Source organism: Streptomyces sp. NPDC102360, from assembly GCF_044766085.1.
In the GTDB taxonomy this organism is placed as follows: domain Bacteria; phylum Actinomycetota; class Actinomycetes; order Streptomycetales; family Streptomycetaceae; genus Streptomyces.
Window position 1 is genome coordinate 359,479 of the sequence record NZ_JBIWLG010000009.1, and the last position, 22,726, is coordinate 382,204.

Sequence of the window (22,726 nt, forward strand, 5' to 3'; positions counted from 1 at the left end):
TGAGTGAAGCGGCTCGGGCGACAGGAGCGAGAATCGGGCCCATGGAACTGGAACCGGAACCGGAACCCGACCGCCCCGACCTGGACGCCCTCCTGCGCTCCCTGCGCGTATGGGACACCGAGCTGCCCTCCTTCGACCCGCGGGACACGCCTGCCGCGCCCTTGGAGCTCTTCGTCGAGTGGTTCGCCGCGGCCGTGGCAGCGGGCCAGCCCGAGCCGCACACGCCCTCGCTCGCGACGACGGACGCGGAGGGCCGCGCCGATGTCCGTACGGTGATGCTGCACGGCGCAGATGAGGCGCACGGCTGGCACTTCGCCTCGCACGCGGGCAGCGCGAAGGGCCGCCAGCTCGCCGCGAATCCGTACGCGGCGCTCGGCTTCTACTGGCCGGCGCAGGGCCGCCAGATCCGGGTCCGCGGCCCCGTCCGCACGGCGCCGCCCGAGACCGCCCACGCCGATCTGCACGCCCGCTCGACCGGCGCGCTCGCCTCGGCCCTCGTCGGCCACCAGAGCGAATCGCTCGACTCCTACGAGGAGTTGGTGCGTGCCTCGGACACGGCGTGGCAGCGCGCACAGCGCGAACCGGACGCCGCGGCCCCGTCATGGACGGTCTACGAGCTGGCCCCGGACGAGGTCGAGTTCTTCCAGGGCGACGCCCGTCGCCGCCACGTACGCCTCAGGTACCGGCGCGCGGCGCGGGGCGGCTGGGTCAAGGAGTTGCTGTGGCCGTGATCACGGCGCGGGCCTGAACACCGGCACCGCGAAGCCGCCACCGCCCTCCCGGAAGTCGACCGTGAGGTCCATGCCGACCCGGAGACCGGGCTCCGCGCAGTCCACGATCTCCGTCATCATCCGCGGCCCCTCGGCGAGGTCGACGACGGCGGCGACGTACGGGGTGCGGCCGCCGAACGGGGGCAGGTCGTTGCGGTGGACGACGGACCACGTGTAGAGCGTGGCCCGGCCGCTCGCCTCCCGCCACCCCACATCCTCGGGGGAATCGCTCCAGCAGAACGGGCAGAACTCCCGCGGATAGTGGTGGTCCCGCCCGCACGCCGCGCAGTGCCTGAGCAGCAGCCGCCCCCCGGCGGCAGCGTCCCAGTAGGGCTGCGTAAAGGCGTCGGGTTCGGGGACGTCGAAGCGTACGGAGGTGTCAGCGCTCACTGGAACAGTCCGATCGCGTGGTCGAGGGACCAGGCCTGCCAGGACATGGCGAACAGCGCGACGAGCGAGATCAGGCCCATCATCGCGTTCTGCCCCTGCTCGGCCCAGTCGTGGATCATCAGCGTGAAGTAGAGAAGGTTCAGCAGCAGGCCGCCGACCAGCGCGATCGGCGTCAGGAATCCGAGGATCAGCCCGATCCCCAGGGCCAGTTCGGCGTAGACGACGACGTACGCCATCGTCTTCGGCCGCGGTCTCACGACGACCTCGAAGCCGCTGCGCACCGCGTTCCACTTGTGCTTGCCCGCCACGTCCGCGGCCCACGCGATGCCGGTGCCGCGCTCGAACCAGCCCTTCTTGTCCTTGTGCCGCCAGCTCTCCAGCCACCACAGGCCGAGCCCGATGCGCAGCACGGCGAGCCACTCGGCGCCGCTGAGCCCTATCGCGTCCATGAAGTCCGGCCCCTCCTCCATTTTCTGACGGTACGTCAGTTACTCGGGTAGGCCAGTTCAACGCATCCGGCACCACCTCCGCAAGGGCCCCGCACACACCAACGGCCGGCCGCCCGGGACCCGGCCCGTGATCAATTCGCAACCGGTTTCCGTCTTGACCGGTCCCGATCAAACCGGCGCCGGAATACGCTCCGTGCATGGCCGACTCCCCACACGCACCGGCACGCAGCCATGAACGCCCGCCCGTGTACGTCATCGGGGGCGGTCCCGGCGGACTCGCCGCGGCCGTCGGCCTCGAGGCGCACGGCGTACGGGCCGTCGTCCTGGAGAAGTCCGACCGCGTCGGCACCTCCTGGCGCGGCCATTACGACCGCCTCCGCCTGCACACCACGCGCCGCCTCTCCGGCCTCCCGGGGCTCGCGATGCCGCGCCGCTTCGGACGCTGGGTCGCCCGCGACGACGTCGTGCGCTACCTGGAGAAGTACGTCGAGCACCACGACCTGGAAGTCGTCACGGGCGTCGAGGTCACCCGCGTCGAGCGGACCCCCGACGGTGCGGGCTGGCTGCTGCGGGCCACCGGCGGTCGCGAGCTGACCTCGGCCGCCGTGGTCGTCGCCACCGGCTACAACCACACCCCCCACCTGCCCGACTGGCCCGGCGCCCCCTCGTACACCGGGAAGCTGCTGCACGCGGGCGAGTACCGCGACCCGGCCCCCTTCACCGGACAGGACGTCCTCGTCGTCGGCGCCGGCAACACCGGCACCGAGATCGCCGTCGACCTGATCGAGGGCGGCGCCGCACGCGTCCGCATCGCCGTGCGCACCGCGCCGCACATCGTGCGCCGCACGACGCTCGGCTGGCCCGCCCAGCGCACCGGCATCCTCTGCCGGCGACTGCCCGTCGGCCTGGTCGACCGGCTCGCCGCACCGCTCGGCAAGCTGAGCGTCCCCGACCTGTCGGCGCAGGGGCTGCAACGCCCCGACACCGGCCTCTACTCGCGGGCGCGCCAGGGCGCCATCCCGGTACAGGACGTCGGCTTCATCGACGCCGTACGGACCGGGAAGGTCGAGCCCGTCGCCGCCGTCACCTCCTTCGACGCGGACGCGGTGGTCCTCTCCGACGGCACCCGCATCACCCCGGACACGGCGATCGCGGCCACCGGATACCAGCAGGGCCTCCGGGATCTGGTGGGTCACCTGGACGTCCTCGACCCCGCCACGGGACGCCCCCGCACCCCCTCCCCTCACACCCCTCCACTCCCCGGCCTCCACTTCACCGGCTACACCAACCCGATATCCGGCATGCTCCGCGAACTGGCCCTGGACGCGGGCCGCATCGGCAAGGCGGTGGCCGCACAGCTGCCCACGTAGCCGCGCCTCGGGCACCCGAGTAGGCACCCGCGTGAGCACGCCCTCGGAACGTTCGCCTCATCTCTTTGCCTGCAGCCCTGTTCCTGACACAGCGTCAGTTCTGTAATCTGACTATGCGTCAGTTATTCCTCGGGGGGACTTCAAGGCACTGCACAGGCAAGAGATGTCGCTGACACACAGGAGCGGGCGGACCGATGCTTGGATCGACGTATGGCACCCTGACCACCGACTCCCGCCGGGCCCGCGTGATCGCCTGCGGTGAGCAGCCCGGACCCGCCGTGCACGGGCGGGCCGGTACCGAAGAGCTGGACGTCAGCGGGCGCCCGCTGCACTCCGACGTACCGGATCTGGACCGGTTCTTCCGGCCCGAGTCCGTCGCCGTCGTCGGCGCGTCCGACGCCGAGGGGCGGCCCAACACCGGCATCACCCGGCAGCTGATGGGCTGGGCGGAGCGGGTCGGCGCGCGGCTGTATCCGGTGCACCCCACCCGGGAGGCCGTCTTCGGCCTCCCTTGCTCCCCTTCCGTCGCCGAGCTGCCCGAGCAGGTCGACCTCGCCGTGCTGCTCGTCGCCGATCCGCTGCCCGTCATCGAGCAACTCGCCGATACGAAGGTGAAGTTCGCCGTCGCCTTCGCCTCCGGGTTCGCCGAGACCGGTGACGAGGGCGCCGCCGCGCAGACCCGGCTGTCCACCGCCGTGGAGCGCTCCGGCATGCGCCTGCTCGGCCCGAACACCAACCTCAACGCCTTCGAGCGCTTCCGCGAGGACCTCGAAGGTCCCGCCATCGCGCTGATCACCCAGTCCGGCCACCAGGGCCGCCCCGTCTTCGCCCTCCAGGAACTGGGCATCCGGCTCTCCCACTGGGCGCCGACCGGCAACGAGGCCGACCTGGAGACCGCCGACTTCATCTCCTACTTCTCCCAGCGCCCCGAGGTCGGCGCCATCGCCTGCTATGTCGAGGGCCTCAAGGACGGCCGCTCCTTCCTCCTCGCCGCCGACCGGGCCGCGCGCGAGGGCGTGCCCGTCGTCGCGGTGAAGGTCGGCCGGACCGAGACCGGCGCCCGCACCGCCGCCTCCCACACCGGGAAGCTCACCGGCGCCGACACCGTCGTGGACGCCGCGATGCGGCAGTTCGGCGTCATCCGCGTCGACGGGCTCGACGAGCTCCAGGACACCTCCGCCCTGCTCGCCCGCGCCAAGCCGCCGCGGGCCGACGGCGTCGTCGTCTACTCGATCTCCGGCGGAACAGGCGCCCACTTCTCCGACCTGGCCACGGAAGCGGGGCTCGACCTCCCGACCCTCCCCCAGGAGAAGCAGAACGAACTGCACCAGTGGATACCCGACTATCTGAGCGTGGCGAACCCGGTCGACAACGGCGGCCACCCGGTCGGCGACTGGCGCGGCCGCAAGATCATCGACGCGATCCTCGCGGACCCGTCCGTAGGGGTCCTCATCTGCCCGATCACCGGCCCCTTCCCGCCCATGAGCGACAAGCTCGCCCAGGACCTGGTGGACGCGGCGGAACAGACGGACAAGCTGGTGTGCGTGGTGTGGGGCTCCCCCGTCGGCACCGAGGAGGCCTACCGCACGACACTCCTCGGCTCCTCCCGCGTCGCCACCTTCCGCACCTTCGCCAACTGCATCACCGCGGTCCGCGCCTACCTCGACCACCACCGCTTCACGGCCTCGTACGTCTCCCCCTTCGACGAGGCGCCGCGCACGCCCTCGCCCTCCTTCCGCAAGGCGCAGGCCCTGATGCGCCCGGGCCACCAGCTGAGCGAGCACGCGGCCAAGCAACTTCTGCGGGCGTACGGGATCCGCGTACCGCGCGAGCAGCTCGTGACGAGCGCCGCGGCGGCGGTGCGGGCCGCGTCCCTCGTCGGCTACCCGGTCGTCATGAAGGCGTCGGCCCCCCAACTGGCCCACAAGTCCGAACTCGGCCTGGTCAAGGTCGAATTGACGTCGGCGAGCCAGGTGCGGGACGCGTACCGCGAACTCACCGACATCGCCCGCTACGAGGGCATCGAGCTGGACGGCGTACTCGTCTGCCAGATGGTCGAGCGGGGCGTCGAGATGGTCGTCGGCGTCACCCGCGACGAGCTGTTCGGCCCCACCGTGACCGTCGGCCTCGGCGGCGTACTCGTGGAGGTGCTGCGGGACACCGCCGTCGCCGTGCCGCCCTTCGGCGAGAGCCAGGCGCGGGCCGTGCTCGACCAGCTCCGCGGGCGGGCCCTGCTCGACGGGGTCAGGGGGGCGCCGCCCGTCGACATCGACGCGCTGGTCGAAGTGATCCTGCGCGTACAGCGGATGGCGCTCGAACTCGGCGACGACCTCGCCGAGCTGGACATCAACCCGCTCATGGTGCTGCCACGCGGCCAGGGCGCGGTCGCCCTCGACGCGCTCGCGGTGTGCCACTGAACCGCTCACCGCGCCGGCCGCCATCGACCCACTCCCGAGACGGAGCTCCCCCATGACACATGCCTCCCCCGCAGAACCCGACCAACCCGAAGAACCGGAAAAGTCCCTGGACTCATTGGTACTGCACGCCACTGACAACGGCGTCTCGTGGATCACGCTCAACCGCCCCGAGGCCATGAACGCCGTCACCTGGGACCAGCGGGAACGCGTCATCGCGCTGCTCGCGGAGGCCTCCGCCGACCCGGACGTACGGGCCGTCGTGATCACCGCGACGGGCAAGGGCTTCTGCGCCGGCGCCGACCTGCGGGGCGGGGGCGGCGACACCGGGGAGCGGGTCGTGGGCGACATCGCCCGTATGATCCGCCTCGGCGCGCAGCGCCTGATCACCGCCGTCCAGGACTGCGAGAAGCCGGTGCTCGCGGCGGTGAACGGCACGGCGGCGGGCATCGGCGCGCACCTCGCGCTCGCCTGCGACCTGGTTCTGGCGGCCGAATCGGCGCGGTTCATCGAGGTGTTCGTCCGCCGCGGCCTCGTCCCGGACGGCGGCGGCGCGTACCTCCTCCCCCGCCTGATCGGCCCGCAGCGCGCCAAGGAGCTCATGTTCTTCGGCGACGCGGTGCCCGCCCCCGACGCGGAACGGCTCGGCCTCGTCAACAGGGTCGTCCCGGACGCCGAGTTGCCCAAGGCGGCAAGGGACTGGGCGGAACGCCTCGCGGCGGGCCCGACGCGTGCCCTCGCGATGACCAAGGCGCTGGTCAACGCATCGCTCGACTCCGACCGCAGCACGGCGTTCGCAGCAGAGGCCACGGCTCAGGAGCTGAACATGTCCACGCACGACGCGAACGAGGGCGTAGCAAGCTTCGTGGAGCGCAGGAAGCCGGACTTCCGGGGCCGCTGAGACGGCTGAGACGGCTGAGGCGGTTGAGACGGTTAAGCGCGTGACTGTGACGGGAAATGACGACCTGGTCGTGATTCCCCGTCACAGTCACGCGTTGCGTGGTTCTCTGGCGAACTCCCAAATACCCACCCGTCCGCGCAGATCCGGTACGAGGTTGCGCCATGCGGGAGCAAAGGGCAGCCACGCGTCGGCGATCAGCCGGGGTGCGGACCAATCAGCGCAGGTACGGGTGTCCATCCGCAGGGCCGCGGCGGCAGTGGTACGTACGCGCTGCGCGTTGGCGTGTGCCAGGACCAGACGGATGCCGTCCAGACCGTCTGCACCGCCCCCGTCGTGCAGGTGGCGCTGGTCGTGCGGAACGTCGGGCATCAGCGCGGTCGGCCGCTGCGGCGGATTCACCGCCAGGAGGTCCGCGGCCATCGGGCCGAGCTGCCGCCAGTCGGCTTCCCACAACGAAAGACGCTCGCGCGCCTTGGGGCCGAGGATCCGGGTGACATTGCGCATCGTGTCGTTGAGGGCGGCCGGGTCGTAGTCCTGTGCCACGACATGGCGAGCGCCGCTTGATAGGGCCGCGATGGTGACGAGCCCTGCGCCGCACCCCGCGTCGACCACGACCTGATCCTGGGTATCCAGCACATTGGCCGCCAGGAACGCGGAGAAGACGGAGGGGCTGTGCACCCCCGGGCCGACGTCGAGGTCTCGGGCCATGGCAACCCATGCATCGATCCGCTGCGCACCCGCGGCGTCATCGCGTGCCGCTGCCTCCACAGCCATTCCTCACGCTCCCCGAACCGGCTCGCTGCGATGCACGGCCAACCGCCGGAGAAGGTGGGCCCGCACGGCGTTCCACTCGTATCTCACGACGGAGTACATCGCGGAGTCCCTGAGCTTGCCGGCCTCCCCCGGGGCCCAGGACGGCGACCAGTTCCTCAGTACGCCCTCGTAGGTGGCTCCGAGGTTTTCGATCGCCTTGCGGGACTGCTGGTTGCGGGCGTCGGTCTTGAGGTCGACCCGTTCCACGCGCAGGTGCTCGAAGGCGTGCCGCATCAGCAGCATCTTGGCGTCGGTGTTGATGCCGCGTCCTTGCGCGCGGGCACCGAGCCAGGTGAAGCCGATCTCCACGGCTCGCAGGTCCCGGCTCCCCGGCCAGTGGCGCGGGTCCCAGTACGCCGTGCATCCGACGGCCCGCCCGTCGCTCTGCCGGATCTGCGCGAACGGGACGAGTCCCTGTTCCACGCGCTCGAACTGGGCCTCCAGGTAGCCGACGACCCCCTCGGCACGGGGGACGAGCGTGAAGGCGTACGTGCTGCGGTCCTCCTCCGCCGCCAGAGCGAGATCCTCGGCGTGGTCGAGGGACAGTGCCTCCAGCCGGACCAGGGAGCCGCTGAGCGTGGGGACGTCGAACCAAGGTCGCATGCGGTGCCGCTCCTCATCGTTCCTGGCGTTGGCACCTTGCTGCCGCAGGTTGCCGGACCGTCACGGGGCCAGATCCCTCAAGTCCTCTGGATGAACGCGGCTGATCCTTGCGGTCGCGGGCGTCTCGGTCAACGTGATTTGTGGAGAACGGTGCCGATCAACGCACTCCTGCTACTTGGCGCGCGGCTTCGGGGGCGGGCCAAAGGGCTCGTCCTTGGCGAGTTCCGGGCCGTCGTCGTCGACGAAGGTGCCCAGGCCGTGCTCCATCCTCAGGAGCCCGGCATCGCGGAGCTGGTAGAGGGCCTTCTGCCCGGTGCTCGTGGACACGTCGAACTCCGCGGCGACGTCCGCGACCGAGGGGAATCGCTTCCCCAGCGGGTACTCCTCGGTCGCGATGCGGTGCGCCAGTACGGCGGCGATCTGACGCCAGACGATGCGGGTGCGGTCAATCTCATAGTCCACACAGTGACCGTATTCCTTCACCTCTGCGCATGCACCTGCACATATATGATCACCTCTAGGATTTGACCACACCTGTGCGCAGGTCTGCATAGAGTTGGCGTGTCAGCCGAAGACTGACCCCCGCGACCGCTGGAACCGGCCCGGGGGCATGGTCAACGCCACGTAGGAGGCGCCGACATGCTGGACCTTATCGTTCGAATCCTGACCTGGGTGCTGAGTCTCTGCACCCCACCGCCTCCAGGCCGCCACAGACTCGTCGTCCTCACGCCCGCCGTTCCGGCGCCGCCACCCCGCCACACCGAACCGCTCGACGCCGCGGCGCACGCTCTCGTACGTCCCTACGTTCTGACGCCCGAGGAACACCGCCGCCAACGCGAGCGCCGTCGGGCCCTCTACCTCGCCACGTTGGGCATCGACATCGGCCCCCGGCACATCCACGGCGTTCGCGTCCCGGTGGCGGGAGGGGCTCGATGAGCGCACGACTTCTGCCGTGGCCGGGCGAGAACGGTCGCTCCGCCTACCTGGTGACCGACAACCCGGACGGCTACCTTTCGCGGTTGGCGGACCGGATCGAGTACGAGCAACTGGTGGACGCACGCGAGGTGTTGGCGTTGTCTCGCGGTTTGCTGGTGGACGTGGACGTGGCGGCGATCGAACTCCGTTTCATCGCGCGGCGGTTGACCGAATCCCTGACGCAGACCTTGCGCATCGCCGACTCCCGAGGCGCCCGCCTCCCGTAACTCCGCTCACCTTCGGCCCTGGTGCCCCCTCACCCAGGGCCGAAGCGATGCCGGCGCGGTCCGGCGAGGCGAGGCGCGTCCGCAACCCCGGCGGACCGGGGAGCCCCCGGAGGGGGCGGGTGGGTGGGAGAAGGGCGGGAGCCCCGAGGCGTAAGGACGGGTGGTCGGCGCGGTCCGGCGTAGCGGCGCACCCCCACCGCTCACCCCGCCACCCCCGCCCGGAACGTCCGCCGGTACGCCGTCGGTGTCACCCCCACCGACGCGTGGAAGTGCTGGCGGAGGGACTGGGCCGTGCCGAAGCCGGACTGGTGGGCGATGTCGTCCATGGAGGACGGGGACGTTTCCAGCAAGTGGCGGGCCCGCTCGATCCGTTGGGCCGTCAGCCATTGGCCGGGGCTCGCGCCGACCTCCTCGCGGAAGCGGCGCGTGAACGTGCGGACGGAGAGGGATTCGCGGGCCGCCAGGTCGCGGAGCTGGATGGGCTCGCCCAGATGTTCCAGCGCCCACGCGCGGGCGCGCGCGGTGGACGCCAACCGCGGCTCCGGCAGCGGGCGTTCGATGTACTGGGCCTGACCGCCGTCCCGGTGGGGTGGTACGACGGTGCGGCGCGCCACGTCATTGGCCACCGCCGCGCCGTGGTCGCGCCGCACGAGGTGCAGGCACAGGTCGATGCCCGCGGCGACGCCCGCCGACGAGAGGACGTCGCCGCCGTCGATGAACAGGACGTTCGGGTCGACCTTGATGTCCGGGAACAGGCGCTGGAAGTGGTCGGCGTCCGCCCAGTGCGTGGTGGCGGCCCGGCCGTCGAGCAGGCCCGCCGCGGCGAGGACGTAGCTTCCGGTGCAGATGGAGACCATGCGGGTCCCGGGGCGGATCCAGACGAGTGCGGCCTCCAACTCCGGGGTGAGGACGCCCTCTTCGTAGACGGGGCCCATCTCGTAGGAGGCCGGGATGATGACCGTGTCCGCCGTCCCCAGGCCCTCCGGTCCGTGCTCGACGTGGATCGCGTAGTCGGCGTCGGTCCGGACGCGGCCCGGCCCGCGGACCGCGCAGGTCACCACCTCGTACAGGCGTGCGCCCGTCGCGTCGCGAGCGCGGCCGAAGATGCGCTGGGGGATGCCGAACTCGAAGGGGATGAGGCCGTCGAGGGCGAGCACAGCGACGCGGTGCGGCGTGCGCCGTCGGGTGCCTCTGGTTCCTCTGGTGCCTCGCGCGGGTCCCATGGCCCGATCCTAGCGAATAATGGCATTCGGGCCACTCGTTCCGGGCGCGGGGACCGCCGAAGCTTCTGACGTGACCGAGACGCAGACACCACCGAAGGCTCAGATCGGCGCCCGCCCGAGACGACGCCGCCCCCACCGCGCCTGGGCCGTCGCCGCCGTCACGTTCGTGACGATCGTCGGCGCCGCCGCCTTCGCCTCTCTGCCGGGGCTGCTCATCGAGCCGCTGCACGATCCCGGCACGGGGTTCGGCTGGTCGCGCGGCACCATCGGCTTCGCCGTGTCCGTGAACCTCGCGCTGTACGGGGTCACGGCCCCGTTCGCCGCCGCGCTCATGGACCGGTTCGGGATACGGAAGGTCGTCGCCGTCGCGCTGCTCGTCATCAGCGGCGGGTCGCTGCTCACCGTGTGGATGACGGCCGCCTGGCAACTGGTCATGTACTGGGGTGTGTTGGTGGGGCTCGGGAGCGGCTCGATGGCGCTCGCCTTCGCCGCCACCGTCACCAACCGCTGGTTCGTCGCGCGGCGCGGGCTTGTCACCGGGGTGCTGACCGCGGCCGGGGCCTCCGGGCAGCTGGTCTTCCTGCCGCTGCTGTCCTGGATCGTCGACCGGCACGGCTGGCGGCCCGCCGCCGTGACCGTGGCGCTCTCGGCGCTCGCCGTCGTCCCGCTCGTGTGGCTGCTGCTGCGCGACCACCCCGCCGACGCCGGTGTGGAGCCGTACGGGGCCAAGGAGTTCGTGCCGAAGCCGGCACCCGTGCGGGGAGCGGGGAAGCGGGCCGTGACCGTCCTCGTGAGGGCCGCCCGCACGGGGCCCTTCTGGCTGCTCGCCGGCACCTTCGCGATCTGCGGCGCCTCCACGAACGGCCTGGTCAAGACGCACTTCGTGCCCGCGGCCCACGATCACCACATGCCCATCACCACGGCCGCTTCGCTGCTCGCCGTCATCGGCGTCTTCGACGTCGTCGGGACGGTCGCGTCGGGCTGGTTCACCGACCGGATCGAGGCGCGCCGGCTGCTCGCGGTGTACTACGCGCTGCGCGGCGTCTCGCTGCTCTTCCTGCCGATGCTGCTCGCGCCGGACGTCCGGCCGCCGATGCTGTTCTTCATCGTGTTCTACGGGCTCGACTGGGTCGCCACTGTTCCGCCGACCATTGCCTTGTGCCGGGAGCACTATGGCGAGGACAGTGCGATCGTGTTCGGCTGGGTGCTCGCCTCGCACCAGGTGGGGGCCGCGATCGTGGCCTTCCTGGGTGGCGTGGCGCGGGATGTATTCGGGTCGTACGACGTGGTCTGGTACGCCTCGGGAGCGCTGTGCGCGGCGGCGGCGCTGATGTCGCTGATCATCCGGCGCGGGCGGGCCGACGCCACCCCGGTGCCGTCAGCCGCGTAGCGCCGAGAACGCGCCCTCAGCCGCGTAGGGCCGAGAACGCGCCCCGGTGGAAGACCAGCGGCCCCGCGCCGCCGTCCGCCGAGCCGAGTGCCGACACGCGGCCCACGACGATCAGGTGGTCCCCGCCCGTGTGCACCGCGTGGATGGCGCAGTCGATCCACGCGGCGGCGCCGTCAAGCCGCGGCGCGCCCGACACCGGCGCCTCGTCATACGCGACACCGGCGAACTTGTCCGCCCCGCTGACCGCGAAGCCCCGGCACAACTCGCCCTGGTCCGCGCCCAGTACGTTCACGCAGAACGACCCCGCCCGCGCGATCCGCGGCCACGTCGTCGAGGTCCGCGCCACCATGAACGCGACGAGCGGCGGGTCGAGGGACAGGGACGCGAAGGACTGGCAGGCGAAGCCGGCGGCGCCCGCGTCCGGTTCGGTCGCGGTCACCACGGTCACCCCGCTGGCGAACTCGCCCATGACGCGCCGGAATTCGGCCGGATCCACAGGAGCGCGCTCGTCGTCGCCGACGGCCCGGAGATCCGGTCGCGGCAGCGCCTCCACCGGTGACTCCGCGGTGGGAGCGCCGACCGACCTGAGGTAACGGACGACGGTGGCCGCCATCCCTGCGTGTCCCATCATGGAACCCATTGAAGTTGACGGGTCGTCAGATTGGAAGGGGTGCGGCAGCCCCGCCCGGTCCGGACGAGCCCCGGCGGCCGCCGCGTCCCCCGCCGCCCCAACGTCAGAAGGTCAGCACCCCGCGCGCCACCTTCCCCGCCTCCGCGTCCTCGACCGCCTTCCCGAAGTCCTCCACCGGGTACGTCCGTGTCACCAGCTCGTCGAGCAGCAGCCGGCCCTGCGCGTACAGGTCCGCGTACAGCTTGATGTCGCGCTGCGGGCGCGAGGAGCCGTAGCGGCAGCCGAGGATCGACTTGTCCAGGAACAGTTCGGCGGGCACGAAGGACGCCTCCGCCTTCGCCGCCGGCATCCCGAGGATGACCGCCTGGCCGTGCCGGTCGAGGAGGTCTATCGCGGTCCGGATCAGCTCGACCCGGCCGACGCACTCGAAGACGTGGTCCGCTCCGTCCGGCAGCACCTCCCGTACGGCGCCGGCATCCGTGAGGAAGTCCGTCGCGCCGAACTGCCGCGCCACCTCCTCCTTCGCGGGATTCGAGTCCACCGCGACGATGCGAAGTGCCCCCGCCACACGCGCGCCTTGAAGCACGTTCAGACCCACTCCCCCCGTCCCGATCACGACCACCGTGTCCCCCCGGTCGACCCGCGCCCGGTTCAGGACCGCACCCACACCCGTCAGCACCCCGCACCCGATCAGCGCGGCCGAGGTCAGCGGGATCTCCTTCGGGATCTTCACCGCCTGCACGGCCTTCACCACGGTCCGCTCGGCGAACGCCGAGTTCGAGGCGAACTGGTACAGCTGCTCGCCGCCCCGCGCGAACGGTTTCTGCGGCATGCCGATCGCCTTGCGGCACATCGTCGGCCGGCCCCGGTCGCACTCCGCGCAGGCCCCGCAGTTGGCGAGCGTGGACAACGCCACATGGTCCCCGGCCGCCACATGCGTCACGCCCGCGCCCACCGCCTCCACCACGCCCGCGCCCTCGTGCCCGAGGACCACCGGGCGCGGGAACGGGATCGTCCCGTCGATCACCGACAGGTCGCTGTGGCAGAGACCCGCGGCGGCGACGCCGACGAGCACCTCCCCCGGGCCCGGATCCCGTATCTCCAAGTCGTCTACGACAACGGCCTGTTGGCCGTCGAACACGACACCCCTCACGTGGCCTCCCTGGGCAGGCCGAGCACCCGCTCGGCGATGATGGTGCGCTGGATCTCGTCCGAGCCGCCGTAGATCGTGTCGGCCCGGGTGAAGAGGAACAGGCGCTGCTGTTCGTCGAGTTCGTAGGGTGCGTCGGGCGTCCAGTCCGTGGGGCCGACGGACGCCTCCGCGCCCCGGACCCGCAGGGCCAGCTCGCCGAGCCGCTGGTGCCAGCCGCCCCACAGCAGCTTGGCGACGCTCGGCGCGCCCGCGTCGGGCGCACCGCCGAGGGTGCGCAGCGCGTTCCACCGCATCGTGCGCAACTCGGCCCACAGCCGTACGAGCGCGGCCCGTACGAGGGGGTCGCGGATCGCATCGTTGGCGGTGGCCGTCCGTACGACCGCCCGCAACTCCTCGCCGAACCCGATCTGCTGAGCGAGGGTGGACACCCCACGCTCGAAGGCGAGCAGCCCCATGGCGACCTTCCAGCCCTCGCCCTCGCCGCCGACGACCTCCTCGGCGACGGCGCCGTCGAAGAACACCTCGTTGAACTCGCTCGTCCCGGTGAGCTGCCGGATCGGCCGTACGTCGATGTGGTCCGGCTGGTCCATGGGGACCAGGAGGAAGGAGATCCCGCGATGGCGGCGCGCGTCCGGGTCGGTGCGGGCCAGCACGAAGCACCAGTCGGCCTCGCGGGCGAGCGACGTCCACACCTTCTGGCCGCTCACCCGCCAGCGGCCGTCCTTGTCGCGGGTCGCCGACGTACGCAGCGATGCCAGGTCGGAGCCCGCCCCCGGCTCGCTGTAGCCCTGGCACCACAGGTCCTCGCCGCGCGCGATCGGCGGCAGGAAGCGGCTCTGCTGCTCCTCCGTGCCGTACGCGAGCAGGGTGGGGGCCAGGAGGTTCTCGCCGATGTGGCCGTAGCGGCCCGGCGCCCGCACGCGCGCGTACTCCTCCGCCCAGACGACCTGCTGGGTGAGCGTGGCGACCCGGTTGCCGAAGCCCTCCCGGCCCCAGCCGATGCCGATCCAGCCGCCCGTGCCCAACTCCTGTTCCCAGGCACGCCGTTCGGTGCCGCCCTCGTGCTCACTGCCTGGGCCGCCGCGCCCCACGGCGTCCGTGAACCGCTCGTCCAGATGTTTCTCGAGCCACTCCCGGACCTCGCCGCGAAAGGCCGCGTCCTCGTTGTCCGCCTTGTCGAACCCGAACTCCACGCCCCGCCACCCCCGTTACTGGTTGGGTCGTTCCTTGGCGGCCGCCGCTCGCGCCATTTCCTGGAGCTGCTCAAGGAGCGGCATGGGGTCGGTGCCGACCGTCCCCGGCAGGAAGTCCGCGATCTTCTCCGGCGTCCAGGGCCCGCCGTCCGCGTACCCGGCGCGCAGCTCACGCGGCTGCGCCCACACGGCGATCTTCGGCCCGGCCACCGTGTAGACCTGCCCGGTGATCTTCTCCTCGCGGGCCCGCTCGCTGAGCAGATAGACGACGAAGGCCGCGACGTCCTCCGGCTCCCCGATCTCCTTCAGCTCCATCGGCACGTTCGCCGACATCCGCGTACGGGCCACGGGCGCGACGGCGTTCGCGGTCACGCCGTACTTGTTGAGCCCGAGGGCCGCGCTGCGCACCAGCGAGATGATGCCGCCCTTGGCGGAGCTGTAGTTGGCCTGCGCCACGGAGCCCTGGTGGTTTCCGCTGGTGAAGCCGATGAGCGTGCCGGCCTTCTGCTTGCGCATGACGGCGGACGCGGCCCGGAAGACGGTGAAGGTGCCCTTGAGGTGCGTCTGGACGACCGGGTCCCACTCGTCCTCGGACATGTTGAACAGCATCCGCTCGCGCAGGATCCCGGCGACGCACACCACTCCGTCGATCCGCCCGTACTCGTTCACGGCCGTGTCCACGATGCGCTGGCCACCGGCCATCGTCGACACGTCGTCGGCCACGGCGACCGCCGTGCCGCCCGCCGCCTCGATCTCCTTGACGACGCCCAGCGCCACGTCCGACGTGGGCTCGCCACCTTCCATCGACACCCCGTAGTCGTTGACGACGACCTTCGCGCCCTCGGCGGCGCACGCGAGCGCCACCGCCCTGCCGATGCCTCGCCCCGCTCCCGTGACGGCGACGACCTTGCCTGCCAAGAAGTTCCCCATGCCCGGCCCCTTCCCGCGGTTTCTGACGACCCGTTAGATTTCAACTCCGGTCGGATTCTACGACCCGTCAGATACCGCAGCACAAGACCTGGAACACAACCCCCAGGCCTGGAACACCACACCCGGGAGGACCCGATGCCCCTGCCCGCCGAGTTCCACGACATCGCCAAACGCGTGAACAACTGGGGGCGTTGGGGGGAGGCCGATGAGATCGGCACCCTGAATCTCGTCACCGACGACGTCGTGCGCGAGGCCGCCACCGAGGTCCGCACGGGCCGCCGCGTCCCCCTCGCGCTACCTCTCAAGGAGGACGGCGTGCAGTCGGGCCTGATCCCCGGCCGCATCAACCCGTTCCACACGATGGTGCAGATCAACCAGGAGATCTTCGGCCCGGAAACCGTCGCCACCAGCGATGACGCGGTGACGATGGGCCTCCAGGCGGCCACCCACTGGGACGCCCTCACGCACGTCTCGCACTCCGGCAAGCTCTACAACGGCCGCCCCGCCGACACCATCACGGCGCACCACGGCGCCCGGTTCAGCGGCATCGACAAGGCGCCGTACATCGTCTCGCGCGGTGTACTGCTCGACGTGGCGGCGGCGAAGGGGCTCGACCGGCTGCCCGGGGACCACGCGGTCACCCCCGAAGACCTCGACGAGGCGGCCGAGTTCGGCCGGGTGACGGTCGGGGCAGGCGACATCGTGCTCGTCCGCACCGGGCAGATCCAGGTGTACCTGGCCGGGGACAAGCACGGCTACGGCTACCCGTCACCCGGGCTTTCGGTGCGTACGCCCGAGTGGTTCCACGCACGGGACGTGGCAGCGGTCGCGAACGACACCCTGACCTTCGAGATCTTCCCACCGGAGATCGAGAACCTCTGGCTGCCCGTGCACGCGCTCGACCTGGTCGAGATGGGCATGTTGCAGGGCCAGAACTGGAATCTCGAAACTTTGTCCACAGCCTGTGGAGAAGTCGGGCGTTATTCGTTCCTGCTGTCCGCGATGCCGGAACCCTTCCAGGGCGGGACGGGAACGCCGGTGGCTCCGGTGGCGGTGTTCTGACGGTCGTGTTCTGACGGCCCACCGGACACGGAAAGCGGCGCGGGCACCCCCCACGGGGCCCGCGCCGCTTCGTGCGCGCTCACACCGCTTCGAACGCCACACCCTGGAACGCGCCGGCCGTCGCCACCGCGCACTGGTCGATCTCGCACCAGATCGCCTTGCCGGCCCCCTCGGGGCGCCAGCCCCACCGGTCCGCGAGCCCGTCGACGAGTTCGAGCCCCCGCCCGTTCGTCTCCTCGCCCTCCGCATGCCGGGGCGCCGGAGGCCGCTCGCAGGTGTCCGCGACCTCCACGCGTACGGTGCCGAGGCACGCCGCGGGGACGCCACTGGGCAGCGCCATCCGCAGCACGGCCGGCCGGCCCGTGTGCACCACCGCGTTGGTGACCAGCTCGGAGACGATCAGAATCAGCGTCTCCGCCAAGGACTCGTCGGCCTCTATGCCCGAACCGGCGAGACGCGAACGCGCCCACCTGCGGGCCCGCCCCACTTCCGCGGGGTCGGCCCCGACCTCCAGTTGAACCTGAAGCACCTGCACCGCTCACACCATCCGAATCCGGCGGGACCGCTGGAGTACTGCCTCGCGCCACTTACCGTGCTGACCAGTGAGAGGGATCACGGAACGTGAACCCCTTGAGACACAGCATGGTTGACGTACAGTCACCCCAACAAGCGCTTCGGGCATATTCCAGCGCGAAGGAGTACGCGTACGGCATACTGTGCGACGCGTCTTGCCGGGGGTCGAACAGACGGGGACGGAATACCGCCCCGCACCGCGAGAGGCGCCTCGTGGCAGGGCCGTAATCCGACACGATGCGGGAGCCGGAGCCGCCTCGGAGGCAACACCGGCGCCGTCGCTCGGGTTCAGCACCACTCGCATCGCAACAAGGTACCGGAGCGGGACGCCGACTCCGTGCCGTGACGAGCCCGGCGCAGGACACAACCCGGTAACCACGCACGGTAACTGTGCGTGCACCCTTGCTCAGGCCCTCCGCTCAGACAGCCGCGCGTCCGCTTTCCGGACGCGCGGCCACTTCTTACGTAGGTCAGAGCGCGGCCGCGAGCGCCTCCTCCGCGTCCCTCGCGCTGCCGCCCAACTCGGCCCGCACCCACGCCCGCTTCAGATGCAGGTGCACGTCCGCCTCCCAGGTGAAGCCCATGCCGCCGTGCACCTGGAGGCAGTCGCGGGCGCCCTGCACGGCGGCCTCGTCGGCGAGCAGTTCGGCCGCCGCGACCTCGACCGGGTCGGCGGTGACGGCCGCCGCGTACACGGCGGCGCGGGCCACCTCCACCCGTACGAGCATCTCGGCGCACAAGTGCTTCACGGCCTGGAACGACCCGATCGGTGATCCGAACTGTTCGCGCTCCCGGGCGTGTTGGACCGCCATGTCGAGCGTCCGGCCGGCCGAGCCGAGCTGTTCGGCCGCGTACAGGAGGGTCGCTTCGAGGGGGACGGGGGCGGGCTCGGGGAGGGCGTGCAGGGGGGTGAGCGGGTCCGCCGAGGCGATCGGGCGGGCCGCGGACACGTCGCCGCGCACCACGTCCGCGCCGTCCCGCCACGCCAGCAGGTTGCCGTACGGCGCGGTCACCACCGCCTCGCCCGCCGCGGCGCCCGGCACCTCGCCCGCCGCGAGGAAGGTGGCCACCAGCGGGCCGGGGACCAGGGCCCGCCCCACCTCCTCGAACACCACGACGGCGTCCGGCAGGCCGAGCCCGACACCGCCCGCCGCCTCCGGCAGACACAGCGAGAAGAGCCCGGCCCCGCCCAGCTCGCGCCAGAGGGCCCGGTCGATCTCCGGTGCGTCCACAGCGGCCCGCAGCGCGTCCCGCCCGAACCGCCCGGCGAGCAGCTCCCGCGTACCGTCGCGCAACGCCCGTTGTTCCTCGGTCAGTTGGAAGTGCACACCTACCGTCCCCCCTTTGAAGACCTGGTTGAAGACCCGGTTGACGACTTGGGCAGCCCGAGGATCCGCTCGGCGACGATGTTGCGCTGGATCTGCGAGGTGCCCGCGGCGATCGTGTACGACAGCGAGGAAAGCCTGTCGAGCGTCCACTCCTGGTCGGTGTCGAGCGCGCCCGCGGCGCCGAGGACCTTGGCCGCGGCCTCGTACAGCCGCTGCCGGGCGTGCGAGTAGCGCAGCTTGAAGACCGAGCCACCCACGCCCGGCACGCCGCCGGTCGCCTGTGCCTCGCTCACGTTCCACTGGGTGAGCCGCCACAGGGCGCTGAACTCGGCTGAGAGCAGCGCAAGTTCGCGGCGGAGCACGGCATCGTCCCAGCGGCCGGTCTTCTTCGCGTGGGCGGCGAGTTCGCCGAGGACCCGGCGGCAGGCGACGACCTCGCCGACGAACGCGGTGCCGCGCTCGAAGGACAGGGTCACCATGGTCACGCGCCAGCCGTCGTTCTCCTCGCCGACCCGGTTGCCGACCGGCACCCGTACGTCGTCGAGGAACATCTCGGCGAACTCGGTCGACCCGGCGAGCGTGCGCAGCGGCCGCACCGTGATGCCGGGCGCGTCCATGGGCATGGCGAGCCAGGAGATGCCGCGGTGCTTGGGCGCCGACGGGTCGGTGCGGACGAGGAGTTCGCACCAGTCGGCGACCTCGGCGTGCGAGGTCCAGATCTTCGAGCCGCTGATCACGTACTCGTCGCCCTCGCGCCTGGCCTTCGTCCGCAGCGCCGCCAGATCGGACCCGGCGTCCGGTTCGCTGAACCCCTGGCACCACACCTCGTCCCCGCGCAGGATCGGCGCGAGCCACCGGTCCCGCTGGCCGGGGCTGCCCTCGGCGGCGATGGTCGGCCCCGCGTGCAACAGCCCGACGAAATTCGCGCCTACGTAGGGTGCGCCTACCTTTTCGGTCTCCTCCAGGAAGATGAGCCTCTTCGTGGGCGAGGCGTCCCAGTGCACGTCCCCGTACCCGGCGTCGTACAGGCGCCGCTGCCAGCCCACGTCGTACGCGCGTCTGCCCGGCCAGTCGTCGGGCGACGGCTTCGGGGGCAGCGTGGGCAGCACGCCGCCCAGCCACTCCCGAAGCCGCGCCCGGAACCCCTCTTCTTCGTCCGTGTACGTGAGGTCCATGGCGGTCGCCCTACTTGCGGTCCTTGTCGAGGTCCAGACCGAGCATGCGGATGGCGTTGCCGCGCATCAGCTTGTAGATCGTCTCGTCGTCGAGGCCCTTCACGTGGTCGAGCGCGACCTCCTTGGTGTTCGGGAAGGTCGAGTCGACGTGCGGATAGTCCGTCTCGAACGTCGCGTTGTCCCGGCCGACGGTGTCGATGGACGCCACCCCGTGCTTGTCGCGGAAGAAGCAGCAGAAGATCTGCCGGTAGTAGTACGTGGACGGCGGCTCGGGGATCAGGTCCCGGACGCCGCCCCACGCGCGGTGCTCCTCCCACACGTCGTCGGCGCGCTCCAGGGCGTACGGCACCCAGCCCATCTGCCCCTCGCTGTACGCGAGCTTGAGCCGCGGGAACTTCACGAGGACGCCGCTGAACAGGAAGTCCATCATCGAGGCCATCGCGTTGTTGAAGCTGAGCGAGGCCTGGACGGCGGGCGGCGCGTCCGGGGACGCGGCCGGCATCTGCGAGCTGGAGCCGATGTGCATGTTGACGACCGTCCCGGTCTCCTGGCACACGGCGAAGAACGGGTCCCAGTAGCCGGAGTGGATGGACGGCAGCCCCAGGTGGGTGGGGATCTCGGAGAACGTCACGGCCTTGACGCCGCGCGCGGCATTGCGCCGGATCTCCGCGACGGCGAGTTCGACGTCCCACAGCGGGATGATGCACAGCGGGATCAGCCGGCCGCCGCTGTCCCCGCACCACTCCTCGACCATCCAGTCGTTGTAGGCGCGCACGCAGGCCAGCGCGACCTCCTTGTCGTGCGCCTCCGCGAAGGTCTGCCCGCAGAAGCGCGGGAAGGTCGGGAAGCAGAGGCTGGCCTCGACGTGGTTGAGGTCCATGTCGGCGAGGCGGGCCTTGGGGTCCCAGCACCCGCGGCGCATCTCGGCCCGCGTGATCCCTTCCAGCGTCATGTCGTCGCGGTCGAAGCCGACGGCCGCGATGTTGCGCTTGTACGGGAACTTGAGGTCCTCGTAGATCCACCAGTCCGTGGGCGGCCCCGCCGGATCCATCGTGATCTGATACTTGCCCGCCACGTAGGCGAGTTCACCGATTCCCTCGGTCAGCGGCTTCGGCCCCCTGTCCCGGTACTTGGCCGGCAGCCAGGTCTCGAAGAGATGGGCCGGTTCGATCACATGGTCGTCGACGCTGACGATGCGCGGCAGTTCCGTCATGAGTGTTCAGCCCCTCGCCGTATCTGATGACCCGTCAGATAGCAGGCTAGCCCCGCACCTCTGGACCGACAAGGAGCGCGGACTTACGCTCTCAGCCATATCTGACAACCCGTCAGGTGACGGCACCGGCCGTGAAGGGGTATGGAGATGACCGACACCGCACACGCCCTGGGCGCCTCCCGCACGCTCTGGGAGCTGGTCGAGCGCCGCGCCGAACTCACCCCCGACCACCCGGTGCTGCTCCAGGGCGAACGCACCCTGACCTTCGGCGAACTGCGCGACCGCGGCGAACGCGTGGCGGCGGGCCTGTACGACCTGGGCATCCGCCCCGGCACCGTGGTCGCCTGGCAGCTCCCCACCCGCATCGAGACGGCCCTGCTCTCCTTCGCGCTCGCCCGCATCGGGGCCGTCCAGACACCGATCATCCCCTTCTACCGGGACCGCGAAGTCGGCTTCGCGCTACGGGAGTCGAAGGCCGACTTCTTCGCGACACCGGGCGTGTGGCGCGGCTTCGACCACACCGACATGGCCCGGCGCCTCGGCGCGCGCGGCATCTTCGAGGCGTACGAGAACCTGCCGGAGGGCGACCCGGCCGTACTGCCGCCGCCCCCCGCCTCCGGAACGGACGTCCGCTGGATCTACTGGACCTCGGGCACGACGTCCGACCCCAAGGGCGTGCTGCACACGGACCGTTCCCTCATCGCGGGCGGCTCCTGCCTGGCCCACGCGCTGCACCTGTCGTCGTCGGACGTCGGCTCGATGGCGTTCCCGTTCGCGCACATAGCGGGCCCCGACTACACCGTGATGCTGCTCCTGTACGGCTTCCCGGCGGCGATGTTCGAGCACTTCGCGATGCCGGACTCGCTGGACGAGTACCGCAGGCACGGGGTGACGGTCGCGGGCGGCTCCACGGCCTTCTACTCGATGTTCCTGACCGAGCAACGCAAGGACCCGGCACGGAAGTTGATCCCCACGCTGCGCCTGCTCGCGGGCGGGGGCGCCCCCAAACCACCGGAGGTCTACCACTCCGTCGTCCGCGAGATGGACGTCCAGCTCACCCACGGATACGGCATGACCGAGGTGCCGATGATCACGATGGGGGCGCCGGACGACACGGCGGAGAACCTCGCGACGACGGAGGGGCGGCCGCCCGAGGGCATGGAGATCCGCGTCGTCGACGCCGAGGGCAAGCAGGTGCCGCCCGGCGTCGACGGCGACGTACGGCTGCGCGGCGAGGCCGTCTGCCAGGGCTACCTCGACCCGCGCCAGAGCGCGGACGCCTTCGACGAGGACGGCTTCCTGATCACCGGCGACCTGGGCCACGTACTGCCCGAGGGGCACCTGGTCCTGACGGGCCGCGCCAAGGACGTCATCATCCGCAAGGGCGAGAACATCTCCGCGAAGGAGATCGAGGACCTGCTGCACGCACACCCCGCGGTGCAGGACGCGGCGGTGATCGGTCTGCCGGATGCGGAGCGGGGGGAGCGGGTGTGCGCGGTGCTCGAACTCCGTTCGGGCCAGGCCCCGTTGACCCTGCCTGTCCTCACCGCGTACCTGCGCGGCCAGGGCCTCTCCACCTTCAAGCTGCCGGAACAGCTGGAGCTGGTGGACGCGCTCCCGCGCAACGAAACGCTCCGCAAAGTCCTGAAGTACAAGCTGCGGGAGCGCTTCACCTCAAGCTCCGCGGGCAATTGAGGCTTCTCAAGCCCCGGTGCGGCACCCATCAAGCTCCGGTGCGGCCAATTTAAGCCCCTCCGGCGATTGAGGAGCGGGGTCCGGGGCAGAGCCCCGATCTTTCGCCCCGTCGTCGGGGGTTGCGGCCGCGGGGGGCCCCCCCCCCCCCCCCCGGCGGGGCGCCCAAAAGGCGGGGGTGGTTTTTGCCCCCCCCCCGGGTGGGTGGGGCGGCCCCCCGGGGCGGGTGAGTTAGACGCGGGGCCACACCG

At 71.2% G+C, this 22,726-nt stretch carries 23 protein-coding genes and 1 riboswitch; of the genes, 9 read left to right on the forward strand and 14 right to left on the reverse strand.

Annotation, left to right across the window (positions count from 1 at the left end; genetic code table 11):
• Window positions 1-41 precede the first annotated feature (41 nt).
• Window positions 42-731: a pyridoxal 5'-phosphate synthase gene (locus ACIRHA_RS31280; protein WP_403852810.1), complete on the forward strand. Its 690-nt coding sequence runs from the start codon at window positions 42-44 to the stop codon at window positions 729-731.
• On the opposite strand, the gene ACIRHA_RS31285 is transcribed toward ACIRHA_RS31280, so the two are convergent.
• Together ACIRHA_RS31285 and ACIRHA_RS31290 are read right to left on the reverse strand one after the other, a co-directional pair.
• The gene (locus ACIRHA_RS31285) at window positions 732-1,160 is read right to left on the reverse strand and encodes a Zn-ribbon domain-containing OB-fold protein (RefSeq protein ID WP_403852812.1); all 429 of its coding nucleotides are present in this window, start codon (window positions 1,158-1,160) and stop codon (window positions 732-734) included.
• Entirely contained in the window at window positions 1,157-1,609 is a 453-nt protein-coding gene (locus ACIRHA_RS31290; protein ID WP_403852899.1) for a DoxX family membrane protein, read from the reverse strand. The genes ACIRHA_RS31285 and ACIRHA_RS31290 overlap by 4 nt, the downstream gene beginning before the upstream one ends.
• A gap of 197 nt (window positions 1,610-1,806) precedes the next feature.
• Here ACIRHA_RS31290 and ACIRHA_RS31295 point away from each other — a divergent pair, with 197 nt between their 5' ends.
• The 3 genes from ACIRHA_RS31295 to ACIRHA_RS31305 all read left to right on the forward strand — a co-directional run bounded on the left by ACIRHA_RS31295 (window position 1,807) and on the right by ACIRHA_RS31305 (window position 6,294).
• The gene (locus ACIRHA_RS31295; RefSeq protein ID WP_403852814.1) at window positions 1,807-2,979 is read left to right on the forward strand and encodes a flavin-containing monooxygenase; all 1,173 of its coding nucleotides are present in this window, start codon (window positions 1,807-1,809) and stop codon (window positions 2,977-2,979) included.
• Window positions 2,980-3,173: 194 nt separating this feature from the next.
• Window positions 3,174-5,396 carry an acetate--CoA ligase family protein gene (locus ACIRHA_RS31300; protein WP_403852816.1) on the forward strand — a complete coding sequence of 741 codons (2,223 nt, stop codon included), beginning with the start codon at window positions 3,174-3,176 and terminating at the stop codon, window positions 5,394-5,396.
• A 52-nt stretch (window positions 5,397-5,448) separates the two neighbouring features.
• Window positions 5,449-6,294, forward strand: a complete 846-nt coding sequence (locus tag ACIRHA_RS31305) for an enoyl-CoA hydratase/isomerase family protein (protein ID WP_403852818.1) — start codon at window positions 5,449-5,451, stop codon at window positions 6,292-6,294.
• 87 nt (window positions 6,295-6,381) lie between these two features.
• On the opposite strand, the gene ACIRHA_RS31310 is transcribed toward ACIRHA_RS31305, so the two are convergent.
• The 3 genes from ACIRHA_RS31310 to ACIRHA_RS31320 form a co-directional block, all read right to left on the reverse strand.
• Complete coding sequence (locus ACIRHA_RS31310; protein ID WP_403852820.1) at window positions 6,382-7,068, reverse strand: 50S ribosomal protein L11 methyltransferase; 687 nt, start codon at window positions 7,066-7,068, stop codon at window positions 6,382-6,384.
• 3 nt (window positions 7,069-7,071) lie between these two features.
• Entirely contained in the window at window positions 7,072-7,710 is a 639-nt protein-coding gene (locus ACIRHA_RS31315) for a GNAT family N-acetyltransferase (protein ID WP_403852822.1), read from the reverse strand.
• A gap of 10 nt (window positions 7,711-7,720) precedes the next feature.
• Window positions 7,721-7,807: riboswitch (SAM riboswitch) on the reverse strand.
• A 74-nt stretch (window positions 7,808-7,881) separates the two neighbouring features.
• Entirely contained in the window at window positions 7,882-8,172 is a 291-nt protein-coding gene (locus ACIRHA_RS31320; protein ID WP_403852824.1) for a winged helix-turn-helix domain-containing protein, read from the reverse strand.
• A 177-nt stretch (window positions 8,173-8,349) separates the two neighbouring features.
• Here ACIRHA_RS31320 and ACIRHA_RS31325 point away from each other — a divergent pair, with 177 nt between their 5' ends.
• Both ACIRHA_RS31325 and ACIRHA_RS31330 read left to right on the forward strand, forming a co-directional pair.
• Entirely contained in the window at window positions 8,350-8,646 is a 297-nt protein-coding gene (locus ACIRHA_RS31325; protein ID WP_403852826.1) for a hypothetical protein, read from the forward strand.
• Window positions 8,643-8,912, forward strand: coding sequence for a hypothetical protein (locus ACIRHA_RS31330; protein WP_403852828.1), 270 nt, complete (start codon window positions 8,643-8,645; stop codon window positions 8,910-8,912). The genes ACIRHA_RS31325 and ACIRHA_RS31330 overlap by 4 nt, the downstream gene beginning before the upstream one ends.
• A gap of 200 nt (window positions 8,913-9,112) precedes the next feature.
• Here the strand turns inward: ACIRHA_RS31330 and ACIRHA_RS31335 are convergent, their stop codons facing one another.
• Window positions 9,113-10,135, reverse strand: coding sequence for a GlxA family transcriptional regulator (locus tag ACIRHA_RS31335; protein WP_403852830.1), 1,023 nt, complete (start codon window positions 10,133-10,135; stop codon window positions 9,113-9,115).
• Window positions 10,136-10,154: 19 nt separating this feature from the next.
• Between ACIRHA_RS31335 and ACIRHA_RS31340 the strand changes: the two genes are divergently transcribed.
• A complete protein-coding gene (locus tag ACIRHA_RS31340) occupies window positions 10,155-11,525 on the forward strand; it encodes an MFS transporter (RefSeq protein WP_403852831.1) in 1,371 nt (456 codons plus the stop codon).
• Window positions 11,526-11,541: 16 nt separating this feature from the next.
• On the opposite strand, the gene ACIRHA_RS31345 is transcribed toward ACIRHA_RS31340, so the two are convergent.
• The 4 genes from ACIRHA_RS31345 to ACIRHA_RS31360 form a co-directional block, all read right to left on the reverse strand.
• Window positions 11,542-12,165 carry a flavin reductase family protein gene (locus ACIRHA_RS31345; protein WP_403852833.1) on the reverse strand — a complete coding sequence of 208 codons (624 nt, stop codon included), beginning with the start codon at window positions 12,163-12,165 and terminating at the stop codon, window positions 11,542-11,544.
• A 94-nt stretch (window positions 12,166-12,259) separates the two neighbouring features.
• Window positions 12,260-13,309, reverse strand: coding sequence for a Zn-dependent alcohol dehydrogenase (locus ACIRHA_RS31350; protein WP_403852835.1), 1,050 nt, complete (start codon window positions 13,307-13,309; stop codon window positions 12,260-12,262).
• The gene (locus tag ACIRHA_RS31355; protein WP_403852837.1) at window positions 13,306-14,502 is read right to left on the reverse strand and encodes an acyl-CoA dehydrogenase family protein; all 1,197 of its coding nucleotides are present in this window, start codon (window positions 14,500-14,502) and stop codon (window positions 13,306-13,308) included. The genes ACIRHA_RS31350 and ACIRHA_RS31355 overlap by 4 nt, the downstream gene beginning before the upstream one ends.
• A gap of 15 nt (window positions 14,503-14,517) precedes the next feature.
• Entirely contained in the window at window positions 14,518-15,432 is a 915-nt protein-coding gene (locus ACIRHA_RS31360) for an SDR family oxidoreductase (protein WP_403852839.1), read from the reverse strand.
• Window positions 15,433-15,567: 135 nt separating this feature from the next.
• On the opposite strand from ACIRHA_RS31360, the gene ACIRHA_RS31365 reads away from it, so the two are divergent.
• Complete coding sequence (locus ACIRHA_RS31365) at window positions 15,568-16,494, forward strand: cyclase family protein (RefSeq protein ID WP_403852841.1); 927 nt, start codon at window positions 15,568-15,570, stop codon at window positions 16,492-16,494.
• Between the two features lie 79 nt (window positions 16,495-16,573).
• On the opposite strand, the gene ACIRHA_RS31370 is transcribed toward ACIRHA_RS31365, so the two are convergent.
• The 4 genes from ACIRHA_RS31370 to ACIRHA_RS31385 all read right to left on the reverse strand — a co-directional run bounded on the left by ACIRHA_RS31370 (window position 16,574) and on the right by ACIRHA_RS31385 (window position 20,783).
• The gene (locus ACIRHA_RS31370; RefSeq protein WP_403852843.1) at window positions 16,574-17,029 is read right to left on the reverse strand and encodes an ATP-binding protein; all 456 of its coding nucleotides are present in this window, start codon (window positions 17,027-17,029) and stop codon (window positions 16,574-16,576) included.
• 508 nt (window positions 17,030-17,537) lie between these two features.
• Entirely contained in the window at window positions 17,538-18,395 is an 858-nt protein-coding gene (locus tag ACIRHA_RS31375) for an acyl-CoA dehydrogenase family protein (RefSeq protein WP_403852845.1), read from the reverse strand.
• A 2-nt stretch (window positions 18,396-18,397) separates the two neighbouring features.
• Entirely contained in the window at window positions 18,398-19,570 is a 1,173-nt protein-coding gene (locus ACIRHA_RS31380; protein WP_403852847.1) for an acyl-CoA dehydrogenase family protein, read from the reverse strand.
• 10 nt (window positions 19,571-19,580) lie between these two features.
• Window positions 19,581-20,783 (reverse strand): amidohydrolase family protein, encoded by a 1,203-nt coding sequence (locus ACIRHA_RS31385; protein WP_403852849.1) that lies wholly within the window; start codon window positions 20,781-20,783, stop codon window positions 19,581-19,583.
• A 147-nt stretch (window positions 20,784-20,930) separates the two neighbouring features.
• On the opposite strand from ACIRHA_RS31385, the gene ACIRHA_RS31390 reads away from it, so the two are divergent.
• Complete coding sequence (locus tag ACIRHA_RS31390) at window positions 20,931-22,478, forward strand: class I adenylate-forming enzyme family protein (protein ID WP_403852851.1); 1,548 nt, start codon at window positions 20,931-20,933, stop codon at window positions 22,476-22,478.
• The last annotated feature ends 248 nt before the right edge of the window (window positions 22,479-22,726 follow it).